This window comes from Microbacterium sp. (genome assembly GCF_035556355.1).
Taxonomy (GTDB): Bacteria; Actinomycetota; Actinomycetes; order Actinomycetales; family Microbacteriaceae; genus Microbacterium.
Window position 1 is genome coordinate 38,303 of sequence record NZ_DATMFG010000019.1, and the last position, 22,694, is coordinate 60,996.

Genomic DNA, 22,694 nt, shown 5'->3' on the forward strand with positions numbered 1-22,694 from the left:
GTGTTTGATGGGATCGTGACGGACTTCCCCGACGCCGAATACCTCGTGCTCTCGAGCCGCCTCATCCCCGACATGGACGGCGGCTACACGCTCGCCACGCTCGCACGGGCGCGCCAGATGGCGGCCGCGGGCGTCCACGACGGGCTCGGACCGCTCCTGCTGACGGTCGATCCGGGCACGCCGGCCGAGCACGCCCGGCACCGGGCGACGTTCGCGGGGCGCGACCTCGTGATCGACCCGTCGCGCATGCGGAACCTCTTCGACGAGGCGTCCGGTGCCCATGGCGGCGCCGCGCCCTGGCTGCTCGCGGCCGCGCACGCGGGAGCGCCGGATCCGGCCCTGGAGTATCGACCTGTACCGGCCGAAACGCCTGCCGTGTCGCTGCCGGTCATCGCCGGCGATCCGGACTGGCACATCAGTGCCGCTCCGGTGGTCGTGCACGACCCCGACGGCGCCGTAGCCGGCGTGCTCGACGGGTTCGGCGAGCTCTACCGCGTGTGGCTCGACCACGTCGTGCGCGAGGTCCGCGGCGAGAGGCCCGACCGGCCGGTCGTCGTCATCTGCGAGTCGCGTCAGCTGGGCGAGCTGCTCGCGGGATGGGACGACCCCGACGTGCGCCTCATGCACGCGATCCACACGGTCCACCTCGAGCCGCCGTACGACCCGTCAGGTCCCATGAACAAGCTGTGGTCACGGTGGTTCTCGCTCGCGGAGCGGTTCGATGCCGTGCTGTGGCCGACGGCCGCGCAGCGGGCCGACGTCGAGGAGCGCTTCGGAGCGTCGGACGTGCACGTCGTGGTTCCGCATGGCGTGCCGGCCGCGGCATCCGTCGTTCCGTCATCCGAGCGTGTGCCCGGCCGCGTCGTCATGCTCAACCGCCTCGCGCCGGGGAAGCGCGTCGACCACGCGATCCGGGCGTTCCGCGAGGTCGTCGCGCGCGTGCCCGGCGCGACGCTCGACATCTACGGCGACGGACCCGAGCGCGACAGGCTGCAGGACCTCATCGACGAGCTCGGGATGGGGGCGCACGTCGCGCTGCGCGGAACGACGGATGACCCGTCGCGCGTGCTGCGCGAGGCGCTCGTGTTCGTGTCGACGTCGGCCTACGAGGGGCAGGGCCTCTCGCTCGCCGAGGCGCTCGTCGAGGGGTGTCCGGTCGTGTCGTACGACGTGCGGTACGGCCCCCGCGAGCTGCTCGCCGAAGGCGGGGGAGTGCTCGTGCCGGATGCCGACGAGGAGGCGCTCGCCGACGCGATCGTGCGCGTGCTGAGCGACCCAGAGCTGCACGCGCAGCTCGCGCGCGAGGCGGTGTGCGCGGGGCGACGGGTCGACTCCGAGCACGTCGTCGAGTCGCTCGCCTCGGCCGTGCGCGATGTTCTTGCGCGACCGTCGCGGCGAGTGGCCGGCTCCCCGCCGTCCCCGTCCTCTCCGTCCTGACGGGTTGGGGCGGATTTCACGAGATCCGCCCCAAGACCCGTGTCACGCGGGCTGCGCGGCAGCGCGCACGGCCGCCGCGGCATCCGCCGGGGATCCCCGGAACGGCGCGCCGTGCCCCGGGATGACCCATGCGGCGTCGAGGCCCGCGAGGCGGTCGAGGGAGGCGAGGGCCTCATCAGGGTCGTCGGTGAACGGTGCGGGTTGCAGGCCCTCGCGTCCCGTGAGCACGTGCCGCGTCGTGAGCGCATCGCCCACGAAGACGGCCTCCGCGAGCTCGGAATGCACGGCGATGCTGCCCGGCGAGTGGCCCGGAAGGCTCACGATCCGCGGGGCGCCGGGCAGGTCGAGCATGTCGCCGTCGGCCACCTCGACGACCTCCGTCAGGTACGTCGTGCGCACGCCGCCCTTGCGGAGGCCGTACGCGAAGAAGCCGAGCGTCGGCCAGAGCCGGGCGGGGCCCATCGAGAGCTTGGGCTTGTCGCCGCCGCGCGCGCGGTCGGCGTCGGCGGCGTGCACGTATACGGGAATGCCGGTCTCGCGGCGGAGTCTCTCGGCGAATCCGATGTGGTCGCTGTCGCCATGGGTGAGGATCACGCCCCGGATGTCGCGGATGTCGCGGCCCAGCGCACGCAGCTCGGCGCGCAGGTCGGACCAGTGCCCGGGGAGGCCGGCGTCGATGAGGGTGATGCCGTCGGGCGTGTCGATGAGGTGCGCGGCCACGATGTCGTTGCCGATGCGGGAGAGGTGCGGGCCGAGTCGCATGAGCGTGTTCCGATCGTTCTGATGGCTATTCGATGTAGCCATGATAGCTTATAACCGTAGCCATGGGGAGATGATCGAATGCCGACTCCGGAACGCACCACCCTCGAAGAGATCGTCGCCGCCGCGCGGGACCTGCTGGACGACGGCGGCCCCGCGAACGTCACGATGCAGGCGGTCGCCCAGCGGGTAGGCGTGCGCGCGCCGTCGCTGTACAAGCGCGTACGCGACCGCGAAGCGCTGCTCACGCTCGTGTCGACGCAGATCGCCCTCGACCTGGGCGCCCGCCTCGCAGAGGCCGGCGACGAACTCGAATCGCTCGCACGCGCGTACCGCCGATTCGCGCACGAGCAGCCGGAGGGGTTCCGTCTCATCCTCGGCGGACCCGGCGACCCCGAGGTGCTGGCCCGTGTCAGCGCCCCCGTGCTGCGCGCCACGGGGGCCGCGATCGGCGATGAGTGCGCGCTCGATGCCGCGCGGCTGCTCACGGCGTGGGTGACGGGGTTCGCCATGATGGAGCTGCTCGGCGCCTTCCGGCTCGGCGGCAGCGTGGACGACGCGTTCGAGTGGGGCCTGGGGCGGATCGTGTCGAGCCTCGACCTTCAGGAGGCGGGCGCCCCCGGCCACGTCTTGCCAGCCCACGGGTCGTAGTCGACGAGGAGCTCCTCCTGCGGCGGACGCTCATCCTCGGGCACGTGCTGCAGGTTCACGCGCACGCGGTACCAGATCGAACTCGACCCGCGCATGCCGTCGACGAGCACGTCGGCGGGGCTCAGCTTGTCGGCCGCATCCGGATGCTTCGCCTTCCACTCCTCGAGCGCGGCCATCGCCTCAGGCTTCGTCTCGGTGCGCGCGATCTCGATGAGGGGCATGGTCGACACGCGACGCCCGTCGCCGGAGCCAGAGCCGGATCCACGCGGCGCCCGCTCCGCCGGGCCCAACTCGGCCGCCAGGTCGAGCAGTCCGTCGAGCACGCCGACCTCGTCGTCGAGCCCCTCGTGCGGGTCGCCGATCGCCGCGTACCTCTCGAGCACCGTCGCCACCGTGAACTCCTCTGGGCGGGCGGTGCGCACCTCGCTCCACGTGAGCGGAGTCGAGACCCGCGCATCCGGCAGGGGTCGAACGGAATATGCGGATGCCACGGTCCGGTCCTTCGCGTTCTGGTTGAAGTCCACGAACACGCTCTCTCCGCGCTCCTCCTTCCACCAGCGCGCCGTCGCGAGGCCCGGTGCACGGTTCTCGACCTCGCGCGCGAGCGCTTCGGCGGCGAGCCGCACGTCCTTGAACTCCCACCGCGGCTCGATGCGCACGAGGATGTGCAGTCCGCGCGATCCGCTGGTCTTCGGCCAGCCCGCGAGCCCGCGCTCCTGGAGCACCTCCTGCGCGACGTACGCGACATCGACGATCTGCGACCAGCCGACGCCCGGCATGGGGTCGAGGTCGACACGGAGCTCGTCGGGATGGTCGAGGTCCTCCGCGCGCACGGCGTGCGGATTCAGGTCGAGGCATCCGAGATTCACGATCCAGGCGAGCCCCGCGGCGTCGCGCACGACCGCCTCCTCGGCCGACGTGCCGCGCCGATAGTGCAGCGTGACGGTGTCGATGAAGTCGGGGTGGTTCTCGGGCACGCGCTTCTGGAAGAACGCCTCCTTGTCGATGCCCTTCACGAAGCGCTTGAGCACCATGGGGCGTCCGCCCGCGCCGCGAAGCGCGCCGTCGGCGACGGCGAGGTAGTACTCGACGAGGTCGAGCTTCGTGAGTCCGGGCTCGGGGAAGACGATCTTGTCGGGGTGCGATACCCGCACCTCGTGTCCGTTCGCCTCGACGAAGGTCTCCGCTCTGCCTGCCACCCTCGTCACGCTAGCGATGCCCGGATGCTGCGGCCAGGGGTTGCGCGCGGCCCGCCAGCCCACCCACCCCACCCACCCCACGCTCCCCGGCGTCGAGTGCACGACGTCGCGCCGAGGGCACGACTTCGCTGCGCCCGCAACCCGTGCACTCGACGGTAAGTCGTGCACTCGGCGCAGGGGCGAGGGCAAGAGCGGGGGCGGGGCGGGGCAGAACGGAACGAGGGGCCGCCCGAACCGGGCGACCCCTCGTGAAGAACCGTGCGAACCGTGCGTCAGCCGTCGCCGCGGGCGATGGCGAGGATGCGCAGGATCTCGATGTACAGCCAGACGACCGTGACCATGATGCCGAAGCCGCCCAGCCAGCCGTACTGACGGGGGGCGCCGTTGCGCACGCCCTGCTGGATCGAGTCGAAGTCGAGCACGAGCGAGTACGCCGCCATGATCACGACGAGCACGCCGATGATGAGGCCGAGCGGGATGCCCATGATGCGCTCGCTCAGCAGGCCGAAGGCACCGCCTGCGATCGGCACGTTGAAGATCATGAGGCCGACGTTGATCAGCGAGAACACGAGGTAGCCGATCATCGCGATCATGAAGATCTTCGTCGCCCGAGCCGACGCGCGGATCTTGCCGCTCGCGAACAGCGCGAGGGTGACGCCGACGACGGTGAGGGTCGCGAGCGTCGCCTGGAAGACGATGCCGGGCCAGATCATCTCGAAGAACGCCGAGATGCCGCCGACGAAGAGTCCCTCGAAGGCCGCGTACGAGAAGATCAGTGCGGGGCGCACCTTCTTGCGCGACGAGAAGATCACGACCATCGCGAGGATGAACCCGCCGAACGCGCCGATGAGCCACGGCGCGATGTTGGGGCTCGGGTTCGCCGGGGTGACGCCGGCCATCGTCCAGATCCAGCCCGCGAACGCGGTCACGAGGAGGATCGCGAACAGACCGAGGGTCTTCCAGACGGTGTCTTCGACCGTCATGCGACCCGTCTCGATGGCGCCCGCGGGAGGAGCCGCGAATGCGCCTTCGAGCTGGGCGTTGGCGGCGGCATCCGTCGCTGCGTGCTGCGCCGAGGCGAACTGGCTCTGACCGCCGATGGTCGCCGCCTGTGATCCGCCGGGGTAGGACTTCACGGCGCGCTGGTCCTGGAACGCCGGGTTGTTGAATGCGGGGTTGTTGAGGGCCACTGCTCTCACACTCCAAAGTCGGGATAGGACAGCTGAGCGCTGTTGATCAACGATATCGGACGCGGGGCGGCCCGAGTCCCGGCGTGGCTGTGAGAAGGCCAAGACCGGATGCCGCGCCCGCCGCCCCGCGACGGGCCGCTTGTAGCCTGGGACCGTGCCACGTCGGCGTCCGCTCGTGATCGGACATCGCGGCGCGCCCGGTTATCGTCCGGAGCACTCACGCTCGTCGTACGACCTCGCGCTCGCGATGGGCGTGGACGCCGTGGAGCCCGACATCGTCGTGTCGAAGGACGGTGTGCTCGTCGTGCGGCACGAGAACGAGATCTCCGGCACGACGGATGTCGCGACCCGTCCCGAGTTCGCGGACCGGCGCACCACGAAGCCGGTCGACGGCGTCTCGCTCACGGGATGGTTCGCCGAGGACTTCACGTGGGATGAGCTCGCGTCGCTGCGCTGCCGCGAGCGGCTGCCGGTGCTGCGCACGGTGAGCGCGTCGTTCGACGACCGGCAGCCCGTGCTGCGACTGCGCGATGTGCTCGACCTCGTCCGCGCCGCGTCGCTCGAGCAGGGACGCGAGATCGGGGTCGTGCTCGAGATCAAGCACGCGACCTACATGGAGGCGCTCGGGTGGGACCTCGCGGAGCTCATCGAGACGGAGCTGCGCGACGCGGGGTGGGCGGACGGGCGGCATCCGCTCGTGATCGAGGCGTTCGAGGCGACCATCCTCGACCGGCTGCGGGAGCGCGGCATCCGCGGTTCGTACATCTACCTCATCGAGGCGAGCGGCAAGCCCTACGACCTCGTCGCACGACTCGGCCGGCACGCGCCGACGTACCGGCGCGATGTGAGCCCGGCGGGCCTCGACGCGCTCGTCGGTCGCGTGGACGGGATCAGCGTCGACAAGCGGCTGATCCTCGCGCCCGACCGCTGGGGGCGCACGTCGGGGCCGGCGCCACTCGTGCGCGACGCTCGTGAGCGTGGGCTGCGTGTCTTCACGTGGACGGCGCGTCCCGAGAACGCGTTCCTCATCCCGCAGTTCCGCGGCTCGGGCGGCAAGGCCGCGTTCGGCGACTACGAGGGGGAGTGGCGCGTCATCCGCGAGGCGGCCCTCGACGGCGTGTTCGTCGACCACCCTGACCTCGGCGTGGCGTTCTTCGGATCGTAGCGACGATCCCACGCCGCGGTCGCCGCACGCGGCGCAGGGTACGCGAGAGGCCGGATGCGCGGAACCCCGGCGCGCGACGCGTGGACGCGCGCGCACAGTGGTGCCTTCAGGGACGAAGGAGACCACATGTTCTTCCACAAGCAGGAACTCCAGTACAAGGCGAGCCCCGCCAAGCCCGACGCGATCTTCGCGCGGCGCTTGCAGGAGGTGCTCGGCGGTCAGTACGGCGAGATCACGGTCGCGATGCAGTACGGGTTCCAGGCGTGGAGTTGCCACATCCCCGGCAAGTACCGCGATCTGCTGTACGGGATAGGGGCGGAGGAGTTCGGGCACGTCGAGATGCTCGCGATCATGATCGCCCAGCTGCTCGAGAAGGCGCCGGTCGAGCAGTCCGAGGCGGCCGCGGCGGCCGACCCCGTCTTGGGCGCGGGTGTGCGGCCCGTCGACAGCAACGGCAACCCGTGGCAGGGCTCGTACATCACCGCGAGCGGCAACCTGCTCGCCGACTTCACCGCGAATGCGAACGCCGAGATGCAGGGCCGCGTGCAGGTCGCCCGCATCTACAACATGACCGACGACGACGGTGTGCGCGACCTGCTGTCGTTCCTGCTCGCGAGGGACACGATGCACCAGAACCAGTGGATCCGCGCGGCGCAGGAGCTGCGCGAAGAGGGCGTCGAAGACCTCCCGGTGCCGAGCAACTTCCCGCTCGCTCGCGAGCGTCGCGACGTCGCATACGAGTACATCAACTTCTCGGACGGCGTCGCCGCGGCCGAGGGTTCGTGGGCCTCGGGGTCGACGCCCGACGGCAAGGGCGAGTTCACCTATCTCGACGGCCCCGAGACGGCGGTGCCCATGCCGCCGCCGACGACGCCCGACCCGCGCTTCTACGGCACGGACGGCAAGCCGAACATCGTCGACAAGGCCGAGGGCGCGATCAAGGACAAGCTCACCGAGAAGTGAGACGGATGCGGCCGGCCCGGTGCTGACCGCACCGGGCCCGTTCGTGTCGTCAGTCGGACTCGACCGAAGTCGTGTGGTGCGGCAGGCCGACCGGCTTCGACTCGCTCGACCCCCGCTGTCGCAGGTAGATCGACAGCGCGATCATCGCACCGACCGCGAGGAACTCGGACTGCCAGTTCTGGAGGGTGCGAGACCAGAAGTCCGGCGTGGCGAGATACTCAGGCCACGTGATCTGCGGCTGCCCGTGCTGCGCGTTCTCGGAGTTCATCACGACGGTGCCCGCGAGCGACTGCGCGAGCCACGACAGCACGAAGACCGTCCCCATGACCAGCAGGAGCGAGTTCGAGAACACGACCTGCCGGAATCCGCGGGCGCGGGCCCACGACGGCGAGTCCTCGCGTGCGTGCTCGCCGACCATCTGCTCCTCGTCGCTGCCGGCGCCTTCGTCGCCGGGCTTCTTCGATTCGGGTGAGCCGCGCTGAACGAGCCAGATCGTGGCGGCGATGAAGAGGAAGAACTGGAGGAACTCGGACTGCCAGTTCTCGGCGACGTCCACGACGAAGTCGGACGACAGCACGAACGCGCCGAAGGTCTCGGCGGCCTGCCCGTGCTCCTGCATCCGCTCGCTGTACTCGAAGTAGCCCGCGATGGACTGACCCGCGAGAGTCACGAGGAAGAGCGCGCCGAAGAGCAGACTGAGACCGTTGTCTCTGAGCGGGCGCACGCGTCATCGTCCCGTGAGCGGAACGATGATCATGTACGCCAACCCGACCGCGAGCACCGCGATCCACGACCAGAACACGGCGGCCTCGCCGATCCGCGCTCCTTCTTCTTCCGGAGTGAAGTGGGCCATGATGCCGCCTTTCGACGCGCGCCCCGCACGGCTGCGGGGCGACCGTCTCGATCCTGTGACTGATCGCCGGCGGAGGGCAGACCGTTGACACGTCCCCTGGGAAGGGATACCGCCCGGGGTGGGCGGCTCAGCCCGCGAGGCGCCCCCTCGCAATCACAGCGCGTCCATGTCCCAGTCGATCATGCGTCCCGGTTCGGCGGGCGGCGGGCGCAGGCGGCGCATGCGCGCGCGGAGGCGGTCGACCACCGCATCGTCGACGAGCTCCTCCTGGCCGTCCTCGTGCGTGCTCTTGGCGACGATCTGACTCGACGGCCCGACGAGGAACACGGCGCTTCCGGCAGATCCATCCCTCTCGCGGATCGGGATCTCGACGCTCTCGGCCGTTCCCACCGACGCCAGCGCTTGGCTGTAATCGACGAGCGCGAGAGCGATGTCGTCCCCGGTGAGGTACTCGCCTCCCGCGTAGATCAAGAGCTTCATGCTTCGTGCCTAACAGGCGATCTCGCGGATGCGTGTGGCCCTTGCACCGTGGCAGGGCATCTGTTACCGGCGCCCGCGGGTCGAACCTGTGAGGCCCGCACATGTCGACCGCGTAGCGTTCGACACATGCCCGAATCGTGGGAGCACTTCCTCCATCTCGTCGTCGGCCGCGTTCGCCGGCACGAGACGCTGCCCGATCTGCGGCACCTTCCGTCGCGACGCGTCGCGCTCGAGCGGACCCACTTCGTCGTCAACGACCCGGAGCGCCGACACCTCCGGAGCCGGCTCTACGTCTTGCGTCACGAGGCGGCTCGGCGCAGGTCGACCATCGCGGTTTTCTCGAACGGGCGCCGGGTCGGGTACCTCCCCGAGAGGATCGCGAAGGCGATGGCGCCGCTCCTCGATCTGCTCGGGGGAGCGGCCGTTGTGAACGGCGCGGGCGCCGGCGGCGGAAGCATCCGCCTTCGCGTCGACGTGCCGACGCACGAGGCGATGGCCGAGTTCGCCCGCTCGCATGGCGAGCAGTCGACGGATGCGGCCGCCGCGGGCGACGCCGAGTAGACGGCCCCCGCCTCGACCCCGGATCCGCCGGGACCAACGGCCCACCTTCGCTCGCGCGATTCCGCGAGCGTGGAGGTGTACCGGACCGAGGAGGATCGCATGGGAAACGTGCTCTCGCTGTCTGCCATCACGATGGCCGATCTGCCGCAGGTGGGTGGGAAGAACGCGTCTCTGGGCGAGATGATCTCCCAGCTCGAGGGAACCGGTGTGGTCGTTCCGGGAGGCTTCGCCACGACGGCGTCGGCCTACCGCGGCTTCCTCGCGGCGAACGGGCTCGCCGACCGGATCGAGCAGACGCTCGCGGACCTCGACGTCGCGGACGTCGCACGTCTCGCCGAGGTCGGCGCGGCGATCCGCGGGTGGATCCTGGAGCAGCCGCTCACCGAAGACCTCGAACGCGACATCCGCGCGGCCTACGCCGATCTCATCGCACGCGAGAGCGATGCCGACGCGGTGACGTGGGCGGTCCGCTCGTCGGCGACGGCCGAGGATCTGCCGGATGCCTCGTTCGCCGGCCAGCAGGAGACGTACCTGCACATCGCCGGCATCGAGAACATCCTCGAGGCGATCAAGAAGGTGTTCGCGTCGCTCTACAACGACCGTGCCATCGCATATCGCGTGCACCAGGGGTTCGCGCATTCGGATGTCGCCCTCTCGGCGTCGGTCCAGCGCATGGTGCGCTCCGACATCGGGGCATCCGGCGTCATCTTCACCGTCGACACCGAGTCGGGCTTCCGCGACGCGGTCCTCGTGACCAGCGCGTACGGCCTCGGTGAAGCGGTCGTGCAGGGCGCGGTCAACCCCGATGAGTTCCTCGTCTACAAGCCCGGACTGCGTGCGGGACGCCCTGCGATCCTTCGCCGGCGCGTCGGGCAGAAGGCCACCGCCCTGCGGTTCGCGGGCGAGCACACCGTCGAGCACAGCACGGTGTTCGAGGACGTGCCGGATGCCGACCGCGAGCGCTTCAGCATCACCGACGCCGAGGTGACCGAGCTCGCCCGGCACGCGCTCGTGATCGAGGAGCACTACGGGCGTCCGATGGACATCGAGTGGGCGCGCGACGGCATCGACGGCCGTCTGTACATCCTGCAGGCGCGGCCCGAGACGGTCGTCTCGCGCGAGGACGGTGCCGTGCTCGACCGGTTCGTCATGCACGACCACGGTGAGGTGCTCGCCTCCGGACGCGCGATCGGGCAGCGCATCGGCGTCGGCCGCGTGCGCGTGCTGTCGTCGATCGAGCACATGGATCGCGTCGAGAAAGGTGACGTGCTCGTCGCCGACATGACCGACCCCGACTGGGAGCCCGTCATGAAGAAGGCGGCAGCCATCGTGACCGATCGCGGCGGGCGCACGTGCCACGCGGCGATCGTCGCGCGCGAGCTCGGGATCCCCGCCGTCGTGGGCACGGCCACCGCGACGACAGACCTCGTCGACGGCGACCTCGTCACCGTGAGCTGCGCAGAAGGCGATGTGGGGCACGTGTACGCGGGCCGCGCCGAGTTCACCCACGAGAAGACGCGTGTGGACCGGATGCCCCCGATCGACGTCGACCTCATGATGAACGTCGGCACGCCCGATCAGGCATTCGCGTTCTCCGTGCTCCCCAACGAGGGAGTCGGGCTCGCGCGCCTCGAGTTCATCATCAACGAGTACGTCGGCATCCACCCGCAGGCGCTGCTCGACGCCGAGTCGGCGGGAGAGCGGGCCCTCGACGAGCAGTTGCTCGCGGTGATCGCGAAGCGGACGAAGGCCTACGGCTCGCCGCGCGAGTACTTCGTCAAGCGGCTCGCGGAGGGCGTCTCGACGATCGCGGCGGCCTTCGCGCCCAAGCCGGTCATCGTGCGCACGAGCGACTTCAAGACGAACGAGTACGCGCACCTGCTGGGCGGAGACCGCTACGAGCCGAACGAGGAGAACCCGATGCTCGGCTGGCGCGGCGCATCGCGCTATGTGACCGATGCTTTCGCGGACGCGTTCGCGATGGAGTGCGAAGCCCTCAAGTATGTGCGCGACGACATGGGGCTCGACAACCTGCAGATCATGATCCCCTTCGTGCGGACCCTGACTGAAGCCGAGGCCGTGGAGCGCGTGCTCGCCGCCAACGGCCTGCGGCGGGGTGAGAACGGGCTGAAGGTCATCATGATGTGCGAGATCCCGTCGAACGCGCTGCTCGCCGACCGGTTCCTCGACCACTTCGACGGCTTCTCGATCGGGTCGAACGACATGACGCAGCTCGTGCTCGGCGTCGACCGTGACTCGGACCTCGTCGCCGGATCGTTCGACGAGCGCGATCCCGCCGTAATCGCGGTTCTCGAGCTGGCGATCGAGGCGTGCAACCGCCGCGACAAGTACATCGGCATCTGCGGTCAGGGTCCGTCAGACCACCCCGACTTCGCCGAGTGGCTCGTGGCGCGCGGCATCCGGTCCATCTCGTTGAACCCCGACACGGTCGTCGAGACGTGGATGCGACTCGCGGAGCTGGGCGCTCGCGTTCCGGCCGCGTGAGTCACGCGGTCTCGCAACGATGCCCGGCACCTGACGGTGCCGGGCATCGACGTATCGAGCGATATGTCATCGGGCTGCCGCGGGCTCGAGGAGAGCGGCGAGCTGGATGCCCCACCCCCATGCACGCTCGACTTCACCCGACAGCAGGTGGCTCTTGCGGTCGACGAGGAAGCTCATCGGCTCGGCGAACCGCTCCGACCCGAGCCTCGTCAGGCGCTTGTCGATCACGGCGGCGGCGGAGCCGGTGAAGATCCGCGGCATGTCCGCGCGCGTGTCGAATGCGACGTGGCGCGCGACACGCGGCTCGTGCTTCTTGAGCCAGTCGCGGATGCCGGGATCCCCGAGCCGGGTCTCGAGCTCGAGCTCGAGCTGATCCCGCAGCACCCACTGCACCGCCTCGGCGCGCGTCGCCGCGCGACTGAGGCTGTGCGCGTGGGTCGGGCCGCCGACGATGAGCAGGGCGACGTCGTCGGGGACGGGCCCCGCTTCGGTGACCGGTGTGACCGTCACGTCATGCGTCGCGCGGATGCCGTCGGCGATCGCCTCGGCGATGCGCCGGGTTCCGCCGAACATCGACTCGTACACGATCAGGACCGTGTCGGCGGGTGTCTTGTTCATGGTGTGCTCCTTTGGCGGGCAGTCGTCAGATCGCCGCCCATCCGCCGTCGACGGGGATGATGGCGCCCGACACGTTCGACGCCTCGTCGCTCAGCAGCCACGTGATCGCAGCGGCGAGTTGCTCAGGCTGCGCGACGGCGGGAACGTTCGTCTGCAGGAAGGGTCCGATGCGGGTGGCTCCCCACTCGGAGTGGAAGGGCGCCTCGATGTTCGTGGCGACCGGCCCGGGCGCGACGGCGTTGCAGCGCACGCCCTTCGGGGTGTAGTAGAACGCCGTGCTGACCGTGAGGCCGTTCACGGCGTGCTTCGAGGTGGTGTACGGCGTGCCGGCGGCGGATCCGCGTTGGCCCGCCTCCGACCCGACGTTGACGATGCCTCCGTGACCCTGCGCGATCATCGCGGGGAGCACGGCGCGGATGAGCCTCATCATGCCGGTCACGTTGACGGCCATGACGCGGTCCCACGTGGCATCCGAGATGTCTGCCGTCGGTTCGAAGCCGTCCATGATGCCGGCCACATTGGCCAGCCCGTCGATGCGGTCGCCGGCGGCCTCCACGATCGGTGCGATCGCCGCGGGATCGGCGATGTCGGCGGTGACGGTGACGATGTCGCCGTCGACCTCCTCCGCGAGGTTCGCGAGGCGCTCCTCCGATACGTCGACCGCGACGACGCGGCACTCCTCGGCCGCGAGCCGCTCCACGGTGGCCCGGCCGATTCCCGAGCCCGCGCCGGTGACGATGACGGTCTTGCCGGTGAAGCGAGGTGCGATGTTGTTCATGTCACTCCTTCGTCTCGAGGCAATTCCACCGTCGGAAGGGGACGGATGCCGGGCCGATGGTCCCGTCGGCATCGCGGTGCGACGGGACCAACGGCCCACTTCACGGGGGTGCGTCGGACGTAGCCTCGCGATGGAAGCAGCGAGGGAGGCCACTGATGGAACGCATCGTCATCGGCTACGACGGCAGCCCGGCGTCCGTATCGGCTCTGGCGTGGGTCGCCGCGCGCGCGGCGCGGGAGAACGCCGCCGTCGATGTCGTCAACGTCGTGTCGCGATCGGACAAGGATCGAGCGGCGGCCCTGGACGTGCTGGGCGACGCCGAGGAGTACCTGCGCGAGCGTGTGCCCGGCCTCGAGGTCGAGCTGCATCGGCTCGAGGGCGGCATTGCCGACGAGCTGACCGAGTTCGCCGACGAGGCGGACCTGCTCGTGGTGGGAGTGACCCCGGGTCGTCCGATCCGCGCCGCGGTCGCGGGGGCGATCCCGTTGCGTCTGAGCACACGCGCGCGCGTTCCGGTCGCGCTCGTGCCCGCCGGCTGGGTCGATGGGGACGAGCCGATCACGGTCGGCATCGCCGACGACGACTCCTCTGACGCCGCGCTCGCGTTCGCGACGCGGGAGGCCCGCCGCACCGGCGTGCCGCTGCGCCTCGTGCACGCGTGGCTCATGCCGACGCCCGCGTTCTACGGCAGCACGGCTCTGGTCGAGACGCCCGAGGCCGTCATGGCGGCGCACCGCGCCGTGCTCGACGAGGCGCTCACGTGGGTGCTCGAGCGCAGCTCGACGATGTCGATCCAGACCGAGCTCGTCCGCGACAGCCGCTCGGCTGCGCTGTTGCGCTACTCGGGGCGTTCGTCGATGGTCGTCATCGGCACCCACCACCGCGGCCTGCTCGCGGGCAGCATCCTCGGCTCGGTCGCGCAGGAGATCCTGTGGCACGCCGAGTGCCCGGTCGTCGTCGTTCCGAACGAAGCCGGCGTGGAGCGCTACGAAGACATCGTCTGAATCGGATGCCGCGCTACGGCGCGCGCGAACCGGACGGTCGCGACGGGTCGCGGTGCTCGAGCTCGAACACCGCGGCCTGCGTGCGTCGCTCGAGGCCGAGCTTCGTCAGCAGCGACGACACGTAGTTCTTGACCGTCTTCTCGGCGATGCCGATCCGCTCGCCGATCTGGCGGTTGGTGAGCCCCTCCGCGATGAGGTGCAGGATCTGCCGCTCGCGCAGCCCGAGCGATCCGAGGCGAGGGTCTTCGTCGTCGGCGCGATCGCGGATCTGCTGCGTCGCACGCCGGACGACGCTCTCGTCCATGAGCGACCTGCCCGCGGCGACCGCGCGGATCGATTCGACCAGGCGGTCTCCGCCGATCGTCTTGAGCACATAGCCCGCGGCGCCGGCCATGACCGACGCGCTCACGGCGGTGTCGTCGTCGTACGCCGTCAGCATGAGGCACTTCACGTCGGGCACGCGGGAGCGGATGTCGCGGCAGAGGTCGATGCCGCTGCCGTCCGGCAGCCGCACGTCGAGCACGGCGACATCGGGCCGCGTCGCCTCGATGCGCCCGATCGCCTGTCGTGCCGTGCCGGCTTCGCCGACGACCTCGAGGTCGGCTTGCGAGCCGATCAGGTCGGCCAGTCCGCGACGCACGATCTCGTGGTCGTCTACGAGGAAGACGTCGATCACTCGGGGCGGTCCTTTCGCGCGGTGGTGGTGCTCGGCAGCGGTACGCGCCAGATCGCCCGGGTTCCTTCGCCCGAGGATTCGAGCGTGAAGGTCCCGCCGCGCCGCTGCGCCTTATGGGTGAGGTTGTCCAGCCCGCTGCGGCGATGCGTGTCGCCGATGCCGACTCCGTCGTCGTCCACGGTCACGACGACATCGCCCTGATCGACAGCGACCTCGATCGAGATCCTGTCGGCGTGCGCATGGCGGATCGCGTTGCTGAGCAGCTCGCGTGTGACCCCCACGACGTCGTCGAAGAGGTCGCCGACGACGAGGTGGTCGACGGGACCGGAGAAGCGGATCGCAGCGGGTCGCCGCATCGATCCCGACATCTCGGCGACGACGTCGAGGATGCGGTGGCGGATCGCGGTCTCGTCGCGTCGTGAGAGTGCGAAGACCACGGTGCGGATCTGCGCGATCGCGTCGTCGAGCTGCTCGACGGACTCACTCAGTCGCTGCGCCTCGGGGCCCGGCGGCAGTGACGCGGCGACCGCCTGCAGCGAGAGTCCCGTGCCGAACAGCTGCTGGATCACGTGGTCGTGCAGGTCGCGCGCGATGCGGCTGCGGTCGTCGGCGAGCATCGCGCGCTGCGACTCCTCGCGGGCGACGGCCAGCTCGAGGGCGATGCCGGCGCGTGAGACGAAATCGGCGGCGCTCGCGATCTCGGACTGCGTCAGACGACGGCCGGAGGGCTCGCGCGCGATGCACACGATGCCCCACAGCCGAGCGTGCGTGCGCATCGGAGCGACGAGGGCGGGACCGATGCCGGTCTCGTCGGCGATCAGGAGCACATCTGGCTCGGCATCCGCCCGATGCGAGATGATGCGCGCCTCGGCGTCTTCGAGCACGGTGCCCGCGCACACGTCCTCGGCGTCGACGACGAGCCCGCGAAGCTGCGCCTCGTCGTCGCCGCGTGCCGCCACGATGCGCAGTCGGCCCGAGTCCTCGTCGGTCAGCAGCACCGTGACCTTGTCGACTCCGGGCAGTTCGAAGATGCGGCTCGCGATGAGGTCGAAGGCCGTGTCCGTCGGCGAGGCGAGCAGCGCTGCGGAGAGCTCGGCCGCGGCCGTCATCCACCTCTCGCGCGTGCGGGCGAGGTCGAGGAGTCGGGCGTTGTCGATCGCGAATCCCGCCGTCGTGGCGAGCGCTGCGACGAGCTGCTCGTCCTCGTCGGTGAAGTCGGCGCCGTCGCGGCGATTGGTGAGGTAGAGGTTGCCGAAGACCTCGCCGCGCACACGGATCGGTACGCCGAGGAAGCTCGACATGGACGGGTGGTGCGCGGGGAAGCCGGCGGAGCGCTCGTCGTTCGCGACATCCGTCAATCTGATCGGTCGCGGGTCGGCGATGAGGGCTCCCAGCAGCCCGTGGCCGAACGGAAGGTGACCGATCTTGGCTGCCTGGTGTTCGTCCAGCCCGACGAAGATGAACTCCTCGAGTGCGTCGCGCTCGGGCGCGATGACACCCAGCGCGCCGTACTCCGCGTCGACGAGCGTGGTCGCCGCCTCGACGATGCGACGCAGCACAGTCGAGAGGTCGATCTCCTCGACGACGGACTGGGTCGCGACCAGAAGCGCGCGTAGGCGCCCCTGTGTGCCTCGGACCTTCTCCGCCTGGGCGAGGAGGGCCGTCAAGGCCTCGTCGAGTTCGAGGCGGGGGCCGTCCGGAAAGGCGAGGCTGTCGTCCGCGGCCATGGCCGCCTTCCTTTCTTCCTCCGTGTCCACATTATGGCGGGGGAAGCGGAAGACGCCACAGCGAGGGTCTCAGCCGGAGGGCGTGTACGGCGCCGTGCCTTCCGGGAGCGGCGGATGCGACGGGATCTCGACGGGCCGCGTCGAGCGGGTCTGCTCGGATGCGGCATCCGTCACCTGGCTCGGGTCCGGGAGCTCGATCGGGGCCGTCGGCGTCGGGTCGGCATGGGGGATCGCGATCCCGGAACGGTCGGCGAAGCGCCGGCCCGCCGTGGTGCGCGGCGTGATCTTGAGGACGTGCTGCTTATAACGGGGGCTGGCCGTGACGACTTGGCGGATGCCGCTCCGCTCGATCTCGACCGCGTCGGTCACCCGGGCGGCCGTGCCTCTCACGACGACGCTCCACCAGCCGTACTTGTCGTGCCCGTCGACCTCGAACGCCGCCGCCGGCTGCGCGGCGAGGCGGACGACCTTGACGTCGGGCGCGCTGCGGATGTAGATCGCGCCCTGGTAGGCGACGAAGTTGACCGGGAAGATGTCGGGTCCGACGCCTTCCTCGAGCACGGCGAGTCTGCCGACACGCTCACGCTCGAGGAGCTCCCAGCACTCGGCTGTCGAGAGGTGAGTGGACGTGGTCATTGGCCCATCCACCACGGCATCATCGGCCAGATCTGGTCCGGCAGGAGCACGAACACCCGCGAGATCGCCGTGGTCAGCAGCCACAGGCCGAAGCCGGCTGCCGTGATGATCCACGCGATCATCTTGTGCTCTTCGAAGTCCGGCAGAAGTCGACCTTCCTTGTCGCGCTGCACGCCGGCGAGCGTGAGGATCAGGTCGATGAGCCACCAGATCCCGAGGCCTCCAATTGTCAGCAGCTTGAGGACGCCGGTGCCGACCTTGCCCAGATAGAAGCGGTCGACCCCGAGGAAGCCCAGCAGCCACGAGAACATCCAGGTCGCGATGAAGGACCTCGGCGGCGGCGGCACGGGCGGCGTCAGCGGGAGCGGTGGAGCCATGTACCCCGGGGCTCCCGTCGGTGGTGGGTACGTGGACATGCGTGCCTCCTTCGGCTCCCCTCCACCCTGGACGGGCGGGGGAGAGGCGGAGGGGCCGAAGGTCCCGCGGTCCGGGGGTCAGGCCTCCGCTTCGAGCGCGGGCGCCTCGTCCGGGGCGGCCGGCTTCCGCTCGCCGCGGCCGAGCGGAATCGTCGTCAGCAGTCCCACAATGAGGGCGCCGATGCCGACCCACGCGGCGACCGCGACGCCCTGCGAGAGAGCTTCGCGCGCGGCATCCGCGATCGCCGCCGTCATCGGGTTCTCAGAGAGCTGGGCGATGAGCGCGCCGGCCGAATCGGAGACGGCGTCGACGAGATCGCCGATGCCCGGGTTCGCCGAGATCTCGTCGGTGAGGCGGGCTTCGGTGCCGGCGCGGAGCGTCGTGAACAGGGCGGTCCCGAGGATCGCGATGCCGAGCGCCGAGCCGACCTGGCGAGCGGTCGACTGGGTCGACGACGCCTGTCCCGACTTGTCGAGCGGCACGTCGGCGAGGATGAGCTGCGTGAGCTGCGCCGTCGCGAACCCGACGCCCATTCCGTAGAAGAACAGCGGCACGCCGGTGACCCACAGGGTCGAGTCGGGGCGGATGAGCAGCGCCATGACCGCGAGCGACACGATCTCGAGCACGATGCCGAGCCGCACGAGCTGCACGGGTGAGAGGTGCTTCGACAGCGAGTGGATGGAGCCGCTCGCGAGGAACGAGCCGACGGCGAGCGGCAGCAGGGCGAGTCCCGCCTGGAGCGCGTCCATCCCGAGCACGTACTGGAACCACAGCGGCAGCGACAGGATGAGCCCGAACTCGCCGAGCGAGACCGTGAGCGCCGTGACGTTGCCGTTGCTGAAGCTGGGGATGCGGAACAGCGTGACGTCGAGCAGGACCGACTTTCCGGATGCCACACGCGACCGCTCCCAGAACACGAGCGCGCCCAGCACGACGACGGCGGCCACGAAGAGCACGGGGATGATGCTGAACCCGCCGAGGCTGACGGGCGCGTCATCCGTCGCCATCCACCAGCCGTACGCGCGGCCCTCGATGAGCGCGAAGACGAGCATGCCGAAGCCGAGGACGGATGCCGCGGCGCCCAGCCAGTCGGTGAAGCGCGCCGTGTCGTGCTGACGCGACTCCGCGACGCACACGAGCAGCCCGACGATGACGAGGATGCCGAACGGCACGTTGATCCAGAAGGCCCAGTGCCACGAGAAGGCGCTCGTGAGCCATCCGCCGAGGACCGGGCCGACCGCGGCCATCGAGCCGATCGTCGAGCCCCACACGGCGAACGCGATGCTGCGCTCGCTGCCGCGGAAGGTCGCGTTCAGGAGCGCGAGGGTGGTCGGGAGGATCATCGATCCGCCGATGCCCTGCAGGGCGCGCGCCGCGATCAGCCACGTGCCGGTGGGGGCGAACGCGCACACGATGCTCGACCCGACGAAGATCGCGAGACCGATGATGAGCAGGCGTCGCCGCCCGATGCGGTCGCTCATCGTGCCCCACACCATCAGCAGGGCGGCGAACACGAGGGTGTAGACCTCCTGCACCCACTGCACCTGGGTCGTCGTGAGGTCGAGGGACGAGATGATCTCGGGCATCGCGACCGACACGATGGTCGCGTCCATGATGATGAGGGCGACCCCGAGCGAGATCGCCGCGAGGCCCCACCAGCGCAGGCGGTGGTATCGATCGGTCGCGGAATTCACGAAGGGACACGATACACCGTTTTCCCGACAGGTTGTCGGGAAGGTGGCCGGTAGGGGTGGATCGCGAGGATAATGGCCGGATGCCGAAGATCTCCGCCCCCACCGTCGCCGAGCACCGCGCCATGCAGCGCGCCGCGCTCGTGCGCGCGGGCGAAGAGGTGCTGCTCGCCGCGGGGCTCGCCGGTGTCACACCCCGCAGCGTGTGCGAGCGCGCAGGAATGTCGCGGTCGAGCTTCTACGACTACTTCGCCACGAAGGACGACCTGCTCGTCGCGATCGCGATCGACGCGATCGAGCGGTGGGACGCCGAGATCGAGGACGCCCTCGCGGGCATCGAGCCGGGGCTGCCGCAGTTGCGGGCATTCGTCGACGCGACGATGGCGATGACCGCCGAGGGCAAGCACGCTCTCGCGGGCGTGCTGCGGGAGGCCGACCTGAGCCCGAGCCGGCTCGAAGACCTCATGACACTGCACGACGCGCTGCTGCGACCCGTGCTTCGAGTGCTCGGCGATCTCGGCGTGGAGGAGCCGCAACGCGCGGCGGTGCTGCTCGAGGGTGTTCTCGGGGCCGGCATCCGGCTCGTGTCGCATGGAACCGATCACCGGGTGGTCGCCGATGACGTGTACCGGATGCTGACGGAGGGGCTGGTTTCGTAGGGGGTTGGTCTCGTAGGGGGTCGCCTCGCGGGGAGTCAGGCTGTCGGCTTCAACGGGCAGAAGATCACCGTGCGCGTCTGGTCGTCGGGCGTTCCGGGTGGGCTCCAGTACTCCTCCCACATCGTGGACTCGTCGATCTCGCGTCCGTGCAGCGCCATGGCCGAGGCGATCGCGTCGTATGCCTTTGACACGTCCGGGTACGCGCCCATGTGTTCGGTTGTCGCGACCTCGGCCTCGGGCAGCTCGTCGGGCACGACCGCGCCGGCCGGCTCGATCGCCGCGGGAACGACGAAGCCGGCGGACACCATGAGGGTCCCGGCGGTCGGGTCGATCTCGGAGTACCGGCCGATCGCGGGTCCGTCGCCGAGCAGTCCGCGCGGCCCGAGAGCACCGACCACCTGCGCGAAAGCCGACCCCATGAACGCCGGTATCTCGTCGAAGGTCGTGCGAGTGCGCACCACTGCGATGTCGCGGCGCGGGGCCTGGGTGATCTGCACGTCGTAGTCCATTGCGGTCCCCTCACCGCGGGCGCCCCGCACGCTCGCTTGGCGATCAGAGTAGGACCGCGCGCTCGTCGTGAGGAGGACCTTCGGCCTGCGGCATCCGCACCCTTTCGATTTGGAGTTCGGCGCGTTTGGTGACACACTGTCGGTATCTTTCCGACACTCTGTCGGAGCAATCCACTCCCCGAAGGTGCTCATGTTCCTTGCCCTGCGTGAGCTGCGGTTCGCCCGCGGCCGCTTCACTCTGATGGGCATCGTGATCGCGTTGATCTCGGTGCTCGTGGTCATGCTGTCCGGCCTGTCGTCGGGCCTCGTCAACGACGGTGTCTCGGGTCTGAAGTCGATGCCCGCGACCGCGTTCGCCTTCGACGAGGGCACGATGACCGACAACGCGTTCAGCCGTTCGGTCGTCGACGACGAGCAGCTCGCCGTGTGGCAGGACGCTGAGGGTGTCGCCGAGGCGGAACCGATGGGCGTGAACATCGTCAACGGTGTGACCGATGACGACACGCAGATCGACCTCACGCTCTTCGGCGTCGAGCCCGCGGGGTTCCTCACTCCGCAGGTGTCGTCGGGCGACGGACTCGGGGCGGTTGGCGGCATCGTCGTGTCGGAGCCCCTGCGCGACGCCGGGATCTCGGTCGGAACCGTCATCACCCTCGACCGCCTCGACGTCGAGCTGACGGTCGTCGGCTTCACGCAGGGGCAAGCGACCTTCGGTCACGTCGACGTCGCGTACCTGCCGATCGACACGTGGCGCCTCATCGCGGCGGGCCAGTCCCAGCCGGGGGCGCCGACACAGGAGCAGGTCGACGCGCTCGACTTCGCGTACTCGAGCGTCGTCGCTCTGAAGGCGGCTGACGGTGCTGAGATCGACTTCGAGGCGGTCGATGCGGATGCCGGCACCACGACCATGACGCTGACCGAGGCGTTCAACGCGTCGCCGGGCTACGAGGCCGAGACGCTGACGCTGAGCATGATCCAGGTGTTCCTCTACGTGATCTGCGCGCTCGTCGTCGGGGCGTTCTTCACGGTGTGGACGATCCAGCGCACGCACGACATCGCGGTGCTCCGCGCGGTCGGCGCGTCCAGCCGGTACCTGCTGCGCGACAGCCTCGCGCAGGCGGCGATCCTGCTCATCGGCTTCACCGCCGTCGGGGTCGCGGCGGGTGTCGGGATGGGCGCGCTCATGCCCGATGCGATGCCGTTCGATCTCGAGTTCGAGCCCATCGCCGTGGCATCCATCTTGACGATCGTGCTCGGTTTGATCGGCGCCGCGGTGGCGGTGGTGAGGATCACGCGGGTCGACCCCGCTCGTGCCCTGGGAGGACAGCGATGAATGACTTTGATGTGGCGCCCGCGCTCGAGGTGACGGATGCCGTGCTGGAGCTCGGCGATGGTGACTCGCGCGTCCGCGCTCTCGACTCGGTGTCGCTGACGGTGATGCCGGGCGAGTTCGTGGCGATCGTCGGGCCGTCGGGTTCGGGCAAGTCGTCGCTGCTCGCGATCGCGGGTGCGCTCGGGCAGCCGGACTCGGGGACGGTCAAGGTGCACGGGACGGATCTCGGCTCGCTCTCGCGTCGTGCTCGGACGCGGTTCCGTCTGCACAACATCGGGTTCGTGTTCCAGTCGGGGAACCTGCTGCCGGCGCTGACCGCGGCCGATCAGTTGCGGCTGGCGGGGCGGCTCGCGGGCAATCGGCACGTCGATGCAGAGGCGCTGCTCGCGTCGGTCGACATGGCGCACCGCGCTGGCCACCGGCCGTCGGAGCTGTCCGGTGGAGAGCGTCAGCGGGTCGGGATCGCCCGGGCGCTCGTGAACTCGCCGAGCCTGCTGCTCGTGGACGAGCCGACCGCGGCGCTTGATCGGCGTCGGAGTCATGAGGTCGTGCAGCTGCTCGCGGACAATGCGCACGCTTCGGGCGTTGCCGTGGTGATGGTGACGCACGACCGGGATGTGCTGGAGCACTGCGACCGGGTTGTGGAGATGGTGGATGGAAGGCTGGGGTGCGTAAGCTGGCCCAATAACGGGTCGGCGACCGCGCGGTTCGTCACCCCAGCTCGCACCTAAGCCGCCGGAGTACGGTCAAGTCCTGGGACGTGGTGTATCGGTGATCGTGTGATCCTTCGTGTCGTGGTCAGGCTGTGAGGGCCCGGAGGTCGGGTTCGATCACCTCCTCGGTGTTGGGTTCGCCGACGCGGCGTGCGGCGGCGAGGGCGTCG

24 protein-coding genes are annotated in these 22,694 nt (G+C 69.8%); 10 read left to right on the forward strand and 14 right to left on the reverse strand.

Going from position 1 to position 22,694, the window contains the following annotated elements; genetic code table 11:
* Positions 1-15 precede the first annotated feature (15 nt).
* A complete protein-coding gene (locus tag VNR19_RS04200; RefSeq protein ID WP_325724201.1) occupies positions 16-1,437 on the forward strand; it encodes a glycosyltransferase in 1,422 nt (473 codons plus the stop codon).
* Between the two features lie 42 nt (positions 1,438-1,479).
* Here VNR19_RS04200 and VNR19_RS04205 read toward each other — a convergent pair whose 3' ends face one another.
* Positions 1,480-2,241 (reverse strand): MBL fold metallo-hydrolase, encoded by a 762-nt coding sequence (locus VNR19_RS04205; protein WP_325724203.1) that lies wholly within the window; start codon positions 2,239-2,241, stop codon positions 1,480-1,482.
* A 36-nt stretch (positions 2,242-2,277) separates the two neighbouring features.
* On the opposite strand from VNR19_RS04205, the gene VNR19_RS04210 reads away from it, so the two are divergent.
* Entirely contained in the window at positions 2,278-2,847 is a 570-nt protein-coding gene (locus VNR19_RS04210) for a TetR/AcrR family transcriptional regulator (RefSeq protein ID WP_325724206.1), read from the forward strand.
* On the opposite strand, the gene ligD is transcribed toward VNR19_RS04210, so the two are convergent.
* Positions 2,799-4,046 (reverse strand): non-homologous end-joining DNA ligase, encoded by a 1,248-nt coding sequence (gene ligD, locus VNR19_RS04215; protein ID WP_325724208.1) that lies wholly within the window; start codon positions 4,044-4,046, stop codon positions 2,799-2,801. The two genes, VNR19_RS04210 and ligD, sit on opposite strands and share 49 nt — an antisense overlap.
* Before the next feature lie 272 nt (positions 4,047-4,318).
* Positions 4,319-5,236 carry a Bax inhibitor-1/YccA family protein gene (locus VNR19_RS04220; protein ID WP_325724210.1) on the reverse strand — a complete coding sequence of 306 codons (918 nt, stop codon included), beginning with the start codon at positions 5,234-5,236 and terminating at the stop codon, positions 4,319-4,321.
* Positions 5,237-5,390: 154 nt separating this feature from the next.
* Between VNR19_RS04220 and VNR19_RS04225 the strand changes: the two genes are divergently transcribed.
* Both VNR19_RS04225 and VNR19_RS04230 read left to right on the forward strand, forming a co-directional pair.
* The gene (locus VNR19_RS04225) at positions 5,391-6,401 is read left to right on the forward strand and encodes a glycerophosphodiester phosphodiesterase family protein (RefSeq protein WP_325724212.1); all 1,011 of its coding nucleotides are present in this window, start codon (positions 5,391-5,393) and stop codon (positions 6,399-6,401) included.
* A gap of 126 nt (positions 6,402-6,527) precedes the next feature.
* Positions 6,528-7,364, forward strand: a complete 837-nt coding sequence (locus VNR19_RS04230; protein ID WP_325724214.1) for a manganese catalase family protein — start codon at positions 6,528-6,530, stop codon at positions 7,362-7,364.
* Between the two features lie 49 nt (positions 7,365-7,413).
* On the opposite strand, the gene VNR19_RS04235 is transcribed toward VNR19_RS04230, so the two are convergent.
* The 3 genes from VNR19_RS04235 to VNR19_RS04245 form a co-directional block, all read right to left on the reverse strand.
* On the reverse strand, positions 7,414-8,088 hold the full coding sequence (locus tag VNR19_RS04235; RefSeq protein WP_325724216.1) for a DUF6766 family protein: 675 nt from the start codon (positions 8,086-8,088) through the stop codon (positions 7,414-7,416).
* Between the two features lie 3 nt (positions 8,089-8,091).
* A complete protein-coding gene (locus VNR19_RS04240; protein ID WP_325724218.1) occupies positions 8,092-8,217 on the reverse strand; it encodes a hypothetical protein in 126 nt (41 codons plus the stop codon).
* Between the two features lie 153 nt (positions 8,218-8,370).
* Positions 8,371-8,697, reverse strand: coding sequence for a hypothetical protein (locus VNR19_RS04245; RefSeq protein WP_325724220.1), 327 nt, complete (start codon positions 8,695-8,697; stop codon positions 8,371-8,373).
* A gap of 126 nt (positions 8,698-8,823) precedes the next feature.
* On the opposite strand from VNR19_RS04245, the gene VNR19_RS04250 reads away from it, so the two are divergent.
* Together VNR19_RS04250 and ppsA are read left to right on the forward strand one after the other, a co-directional pair.
* Positions 8,824-9,258, forward strand: coding sequence for a hypothetical protein (locus VNR19_RS04250; RefSeq protein WP_325724222.1), 435 nt, complete (start codon positions 8,824-8,826; stop codon positions 9,256-9,258).
* A gap of 99 nt (positions 9,259-9,357) precedes the next feature.
* On the forward strand, positions 9,358-11,763 hold the full coding sequence (ppsA, locus tag VNR19_RS04255; RefSeq protein WP_325724224.1) for a phosphoenolpyruvate synthase: 2,406 nt from the start codon (positions 9,358-9,360) through the stop codon (positions 11,761-11,763).
* Positions 11,764-11,829: 66 nt separating this feature from the next.
* Here ppsA and VNR19_RS04260 read toward each other — a convergent pair whose 3' ends face one another.
* A complete protein-coding gene (locus tag VNR19_RS04260; protein ID WP_325724226.1) occupies positions 11,830-12,381 on the reverse strand; it encodes a hypothetical protein in 552 nt (183 codons plus the stop codon).
* Positions 12,382-12,406: 25 nt separating this feature from the next.
* The gene (locus VNR19_RS04265; RefSeq protein ID WP_325724228.1) at positions 12,407-13,159 is read right to left on the reverse strand and encodes an SDR family NAD(P)-dependent oxidoreductase; all 753 of its coding nucleotides are present in this window, start codon (positions 13,157-13,159) and stop codon (positions 12,407-12,409) included.
* Between the two features lie 155 nt (positions 13,160-13,314).
* Between VNR19_RS04265 and VNR19_RS04270 the strand changes: the two genes are divergently transcribed.
* The gene (locus tag VNR19_RS04270) at positions 13,315-14,163 is read left to right on the forward strand and encodes a universal stress protein (protein ID WP_325724230.1); all 849 of its coding nucleotides are present in this window, start codon (positions 13,315-13,317) and stop codon (positions 14,161-14,163) included.
* A gap of 13 nt (positions 14,164-14,176) precedes the next feature.
* On the opposite strand, the gene VNR19_RS04275 is transcribed toward VNR19_RS04270, so the two are convergent.
* The 5 genes from VNR19_RS04275 to VNR19_RS04295 all read right to left on the reverse strand — a co-directional run bounded on the left by VNR19_RS04275 (position 14,177) and on the right by VNR19_RS04295 (position 19,313).
* Complete coding sequence (locus VNR19_RS04275; protein ID WP_325724232.1) at positions 14,177-14,839, reverse strand: response regulator transcription factor; 663 nt, start codon at positions 14,837-14,839, stop codon at positions 14,177-14,179.
* A complete protein-coding gene (locus tag VNR19_RS04280; protein ID WP_325724234.1) occupies positions 14,836-16,566 on the reverse strand; it encodes a sensor histidine kinase in 1,731 nt (576 codons plus the stop codon). The genes VNR19_RS04275 and VNR19_RS04280 overlap by 4 nt, the downstream gene beginning before the upstream one ends.
* A 69-nt stretch (positions 16,567-16,635) precedes the next feature.
* On the reverse strand, positions 16,636-17,202 hold the full coding sequence (locus VNR19_RS04285) for a pyridoxamine 5'-phosphate oxidase family protein (RefSeq protein ID WP_325724236.1): 567 nt from the start codon (positions 17,200-17,202) through the stop codon (positions 16,636-16,638).
* Positions 17,199-17,618, reverse strand: a complete 420-nt coding sequence (locus VNR19_RS04290) for a TM2 domain-containing protein (RefSeq protein WP_325724238.1) — start codon at positions 17,616-17,618, stop codon at positions 17,199-17,201. Before VNR19_RS04290 ends, VNR19_RS04285 begins: the two co-directional genes overlap by 4 nt.
* A 78-nt stretch (positions 17,619-17,696) precedes the next feature.
* A complete protein-coding gene (locus tag VNR19_RS04295) occupies positions 17,697-19,313 on the reverse strand; it encodes an MFS transporter (RefSeq protein WP_325724240.1) in 1,617 nt (538 codons plus the stop codon).
* A gap of 80 nt (positions 19,314-19,393) precedes the next feature.
* On the opposite strand from VNR19_RS04295, the gene VNR19_RS04300 reads away from it, so the two are divergent.
* Positions 19,394-19,969: a TetR/AcrR family transcriptional regulator gene (locus VNR19_RS04300; RefSeq protein WP_325032624.1), complete on the forward strand. Its 576-nt coding sequence runs from the start codon at positions 19,394-19,396 to the stop codon at positions 19,967-19,969.
* Positions 19,970-20,004: 35 nt separating this feature from the next.
* Here the strand turns inward: VNR19_RS04300 and VNR19_RS04305 are convergent, their stop codons facing one another.
* Entirely contained in the window at positions 20,005-20,478 is a 474-nt protein-coding gene (locus tag VNR19_RS04305; protein ID WP_325032623.1) for a GyrI-like domain-containing protein, read from the reverse strand.
* Between the two features lie 190 nt (positions 20,479-20,668).
* On the opposite strand from VNR19_RS04305, the gene VNR19_RS04310 reads away from it, so the two are divergent.
* Both VNR19_RS04310 and VNR19_RS04315 read left to right on the forward strand, forming a co-directional pair.
* Positions 20,669-21,811, forward strand: a complete 1,143-nt coding sequence (locus VNR19_RS04310; protein ID WP_325724242.1) for an ABC transporter permease — start codon at positions 20,669-20,671, stop codon at positions 21,809-21,811.
* A complete protein-coding gene (locus tag VNR19_RS04315) occupies positions 21,808-22,542 on the forward strand; it encodes an ABC transporter ATP-binding protein (RefSeq protein ID WP_325724244.1) in 735 nt (244 codons plus the stop codon). The genes VNR19_RS04310 and VNR19_RS04315 overlap by 4 nt, the downstream gene beginning before the upstream one ends.
* The last annotated feature ends 152 nt before the right edge of the window (positions 22,543-22,694 follow it).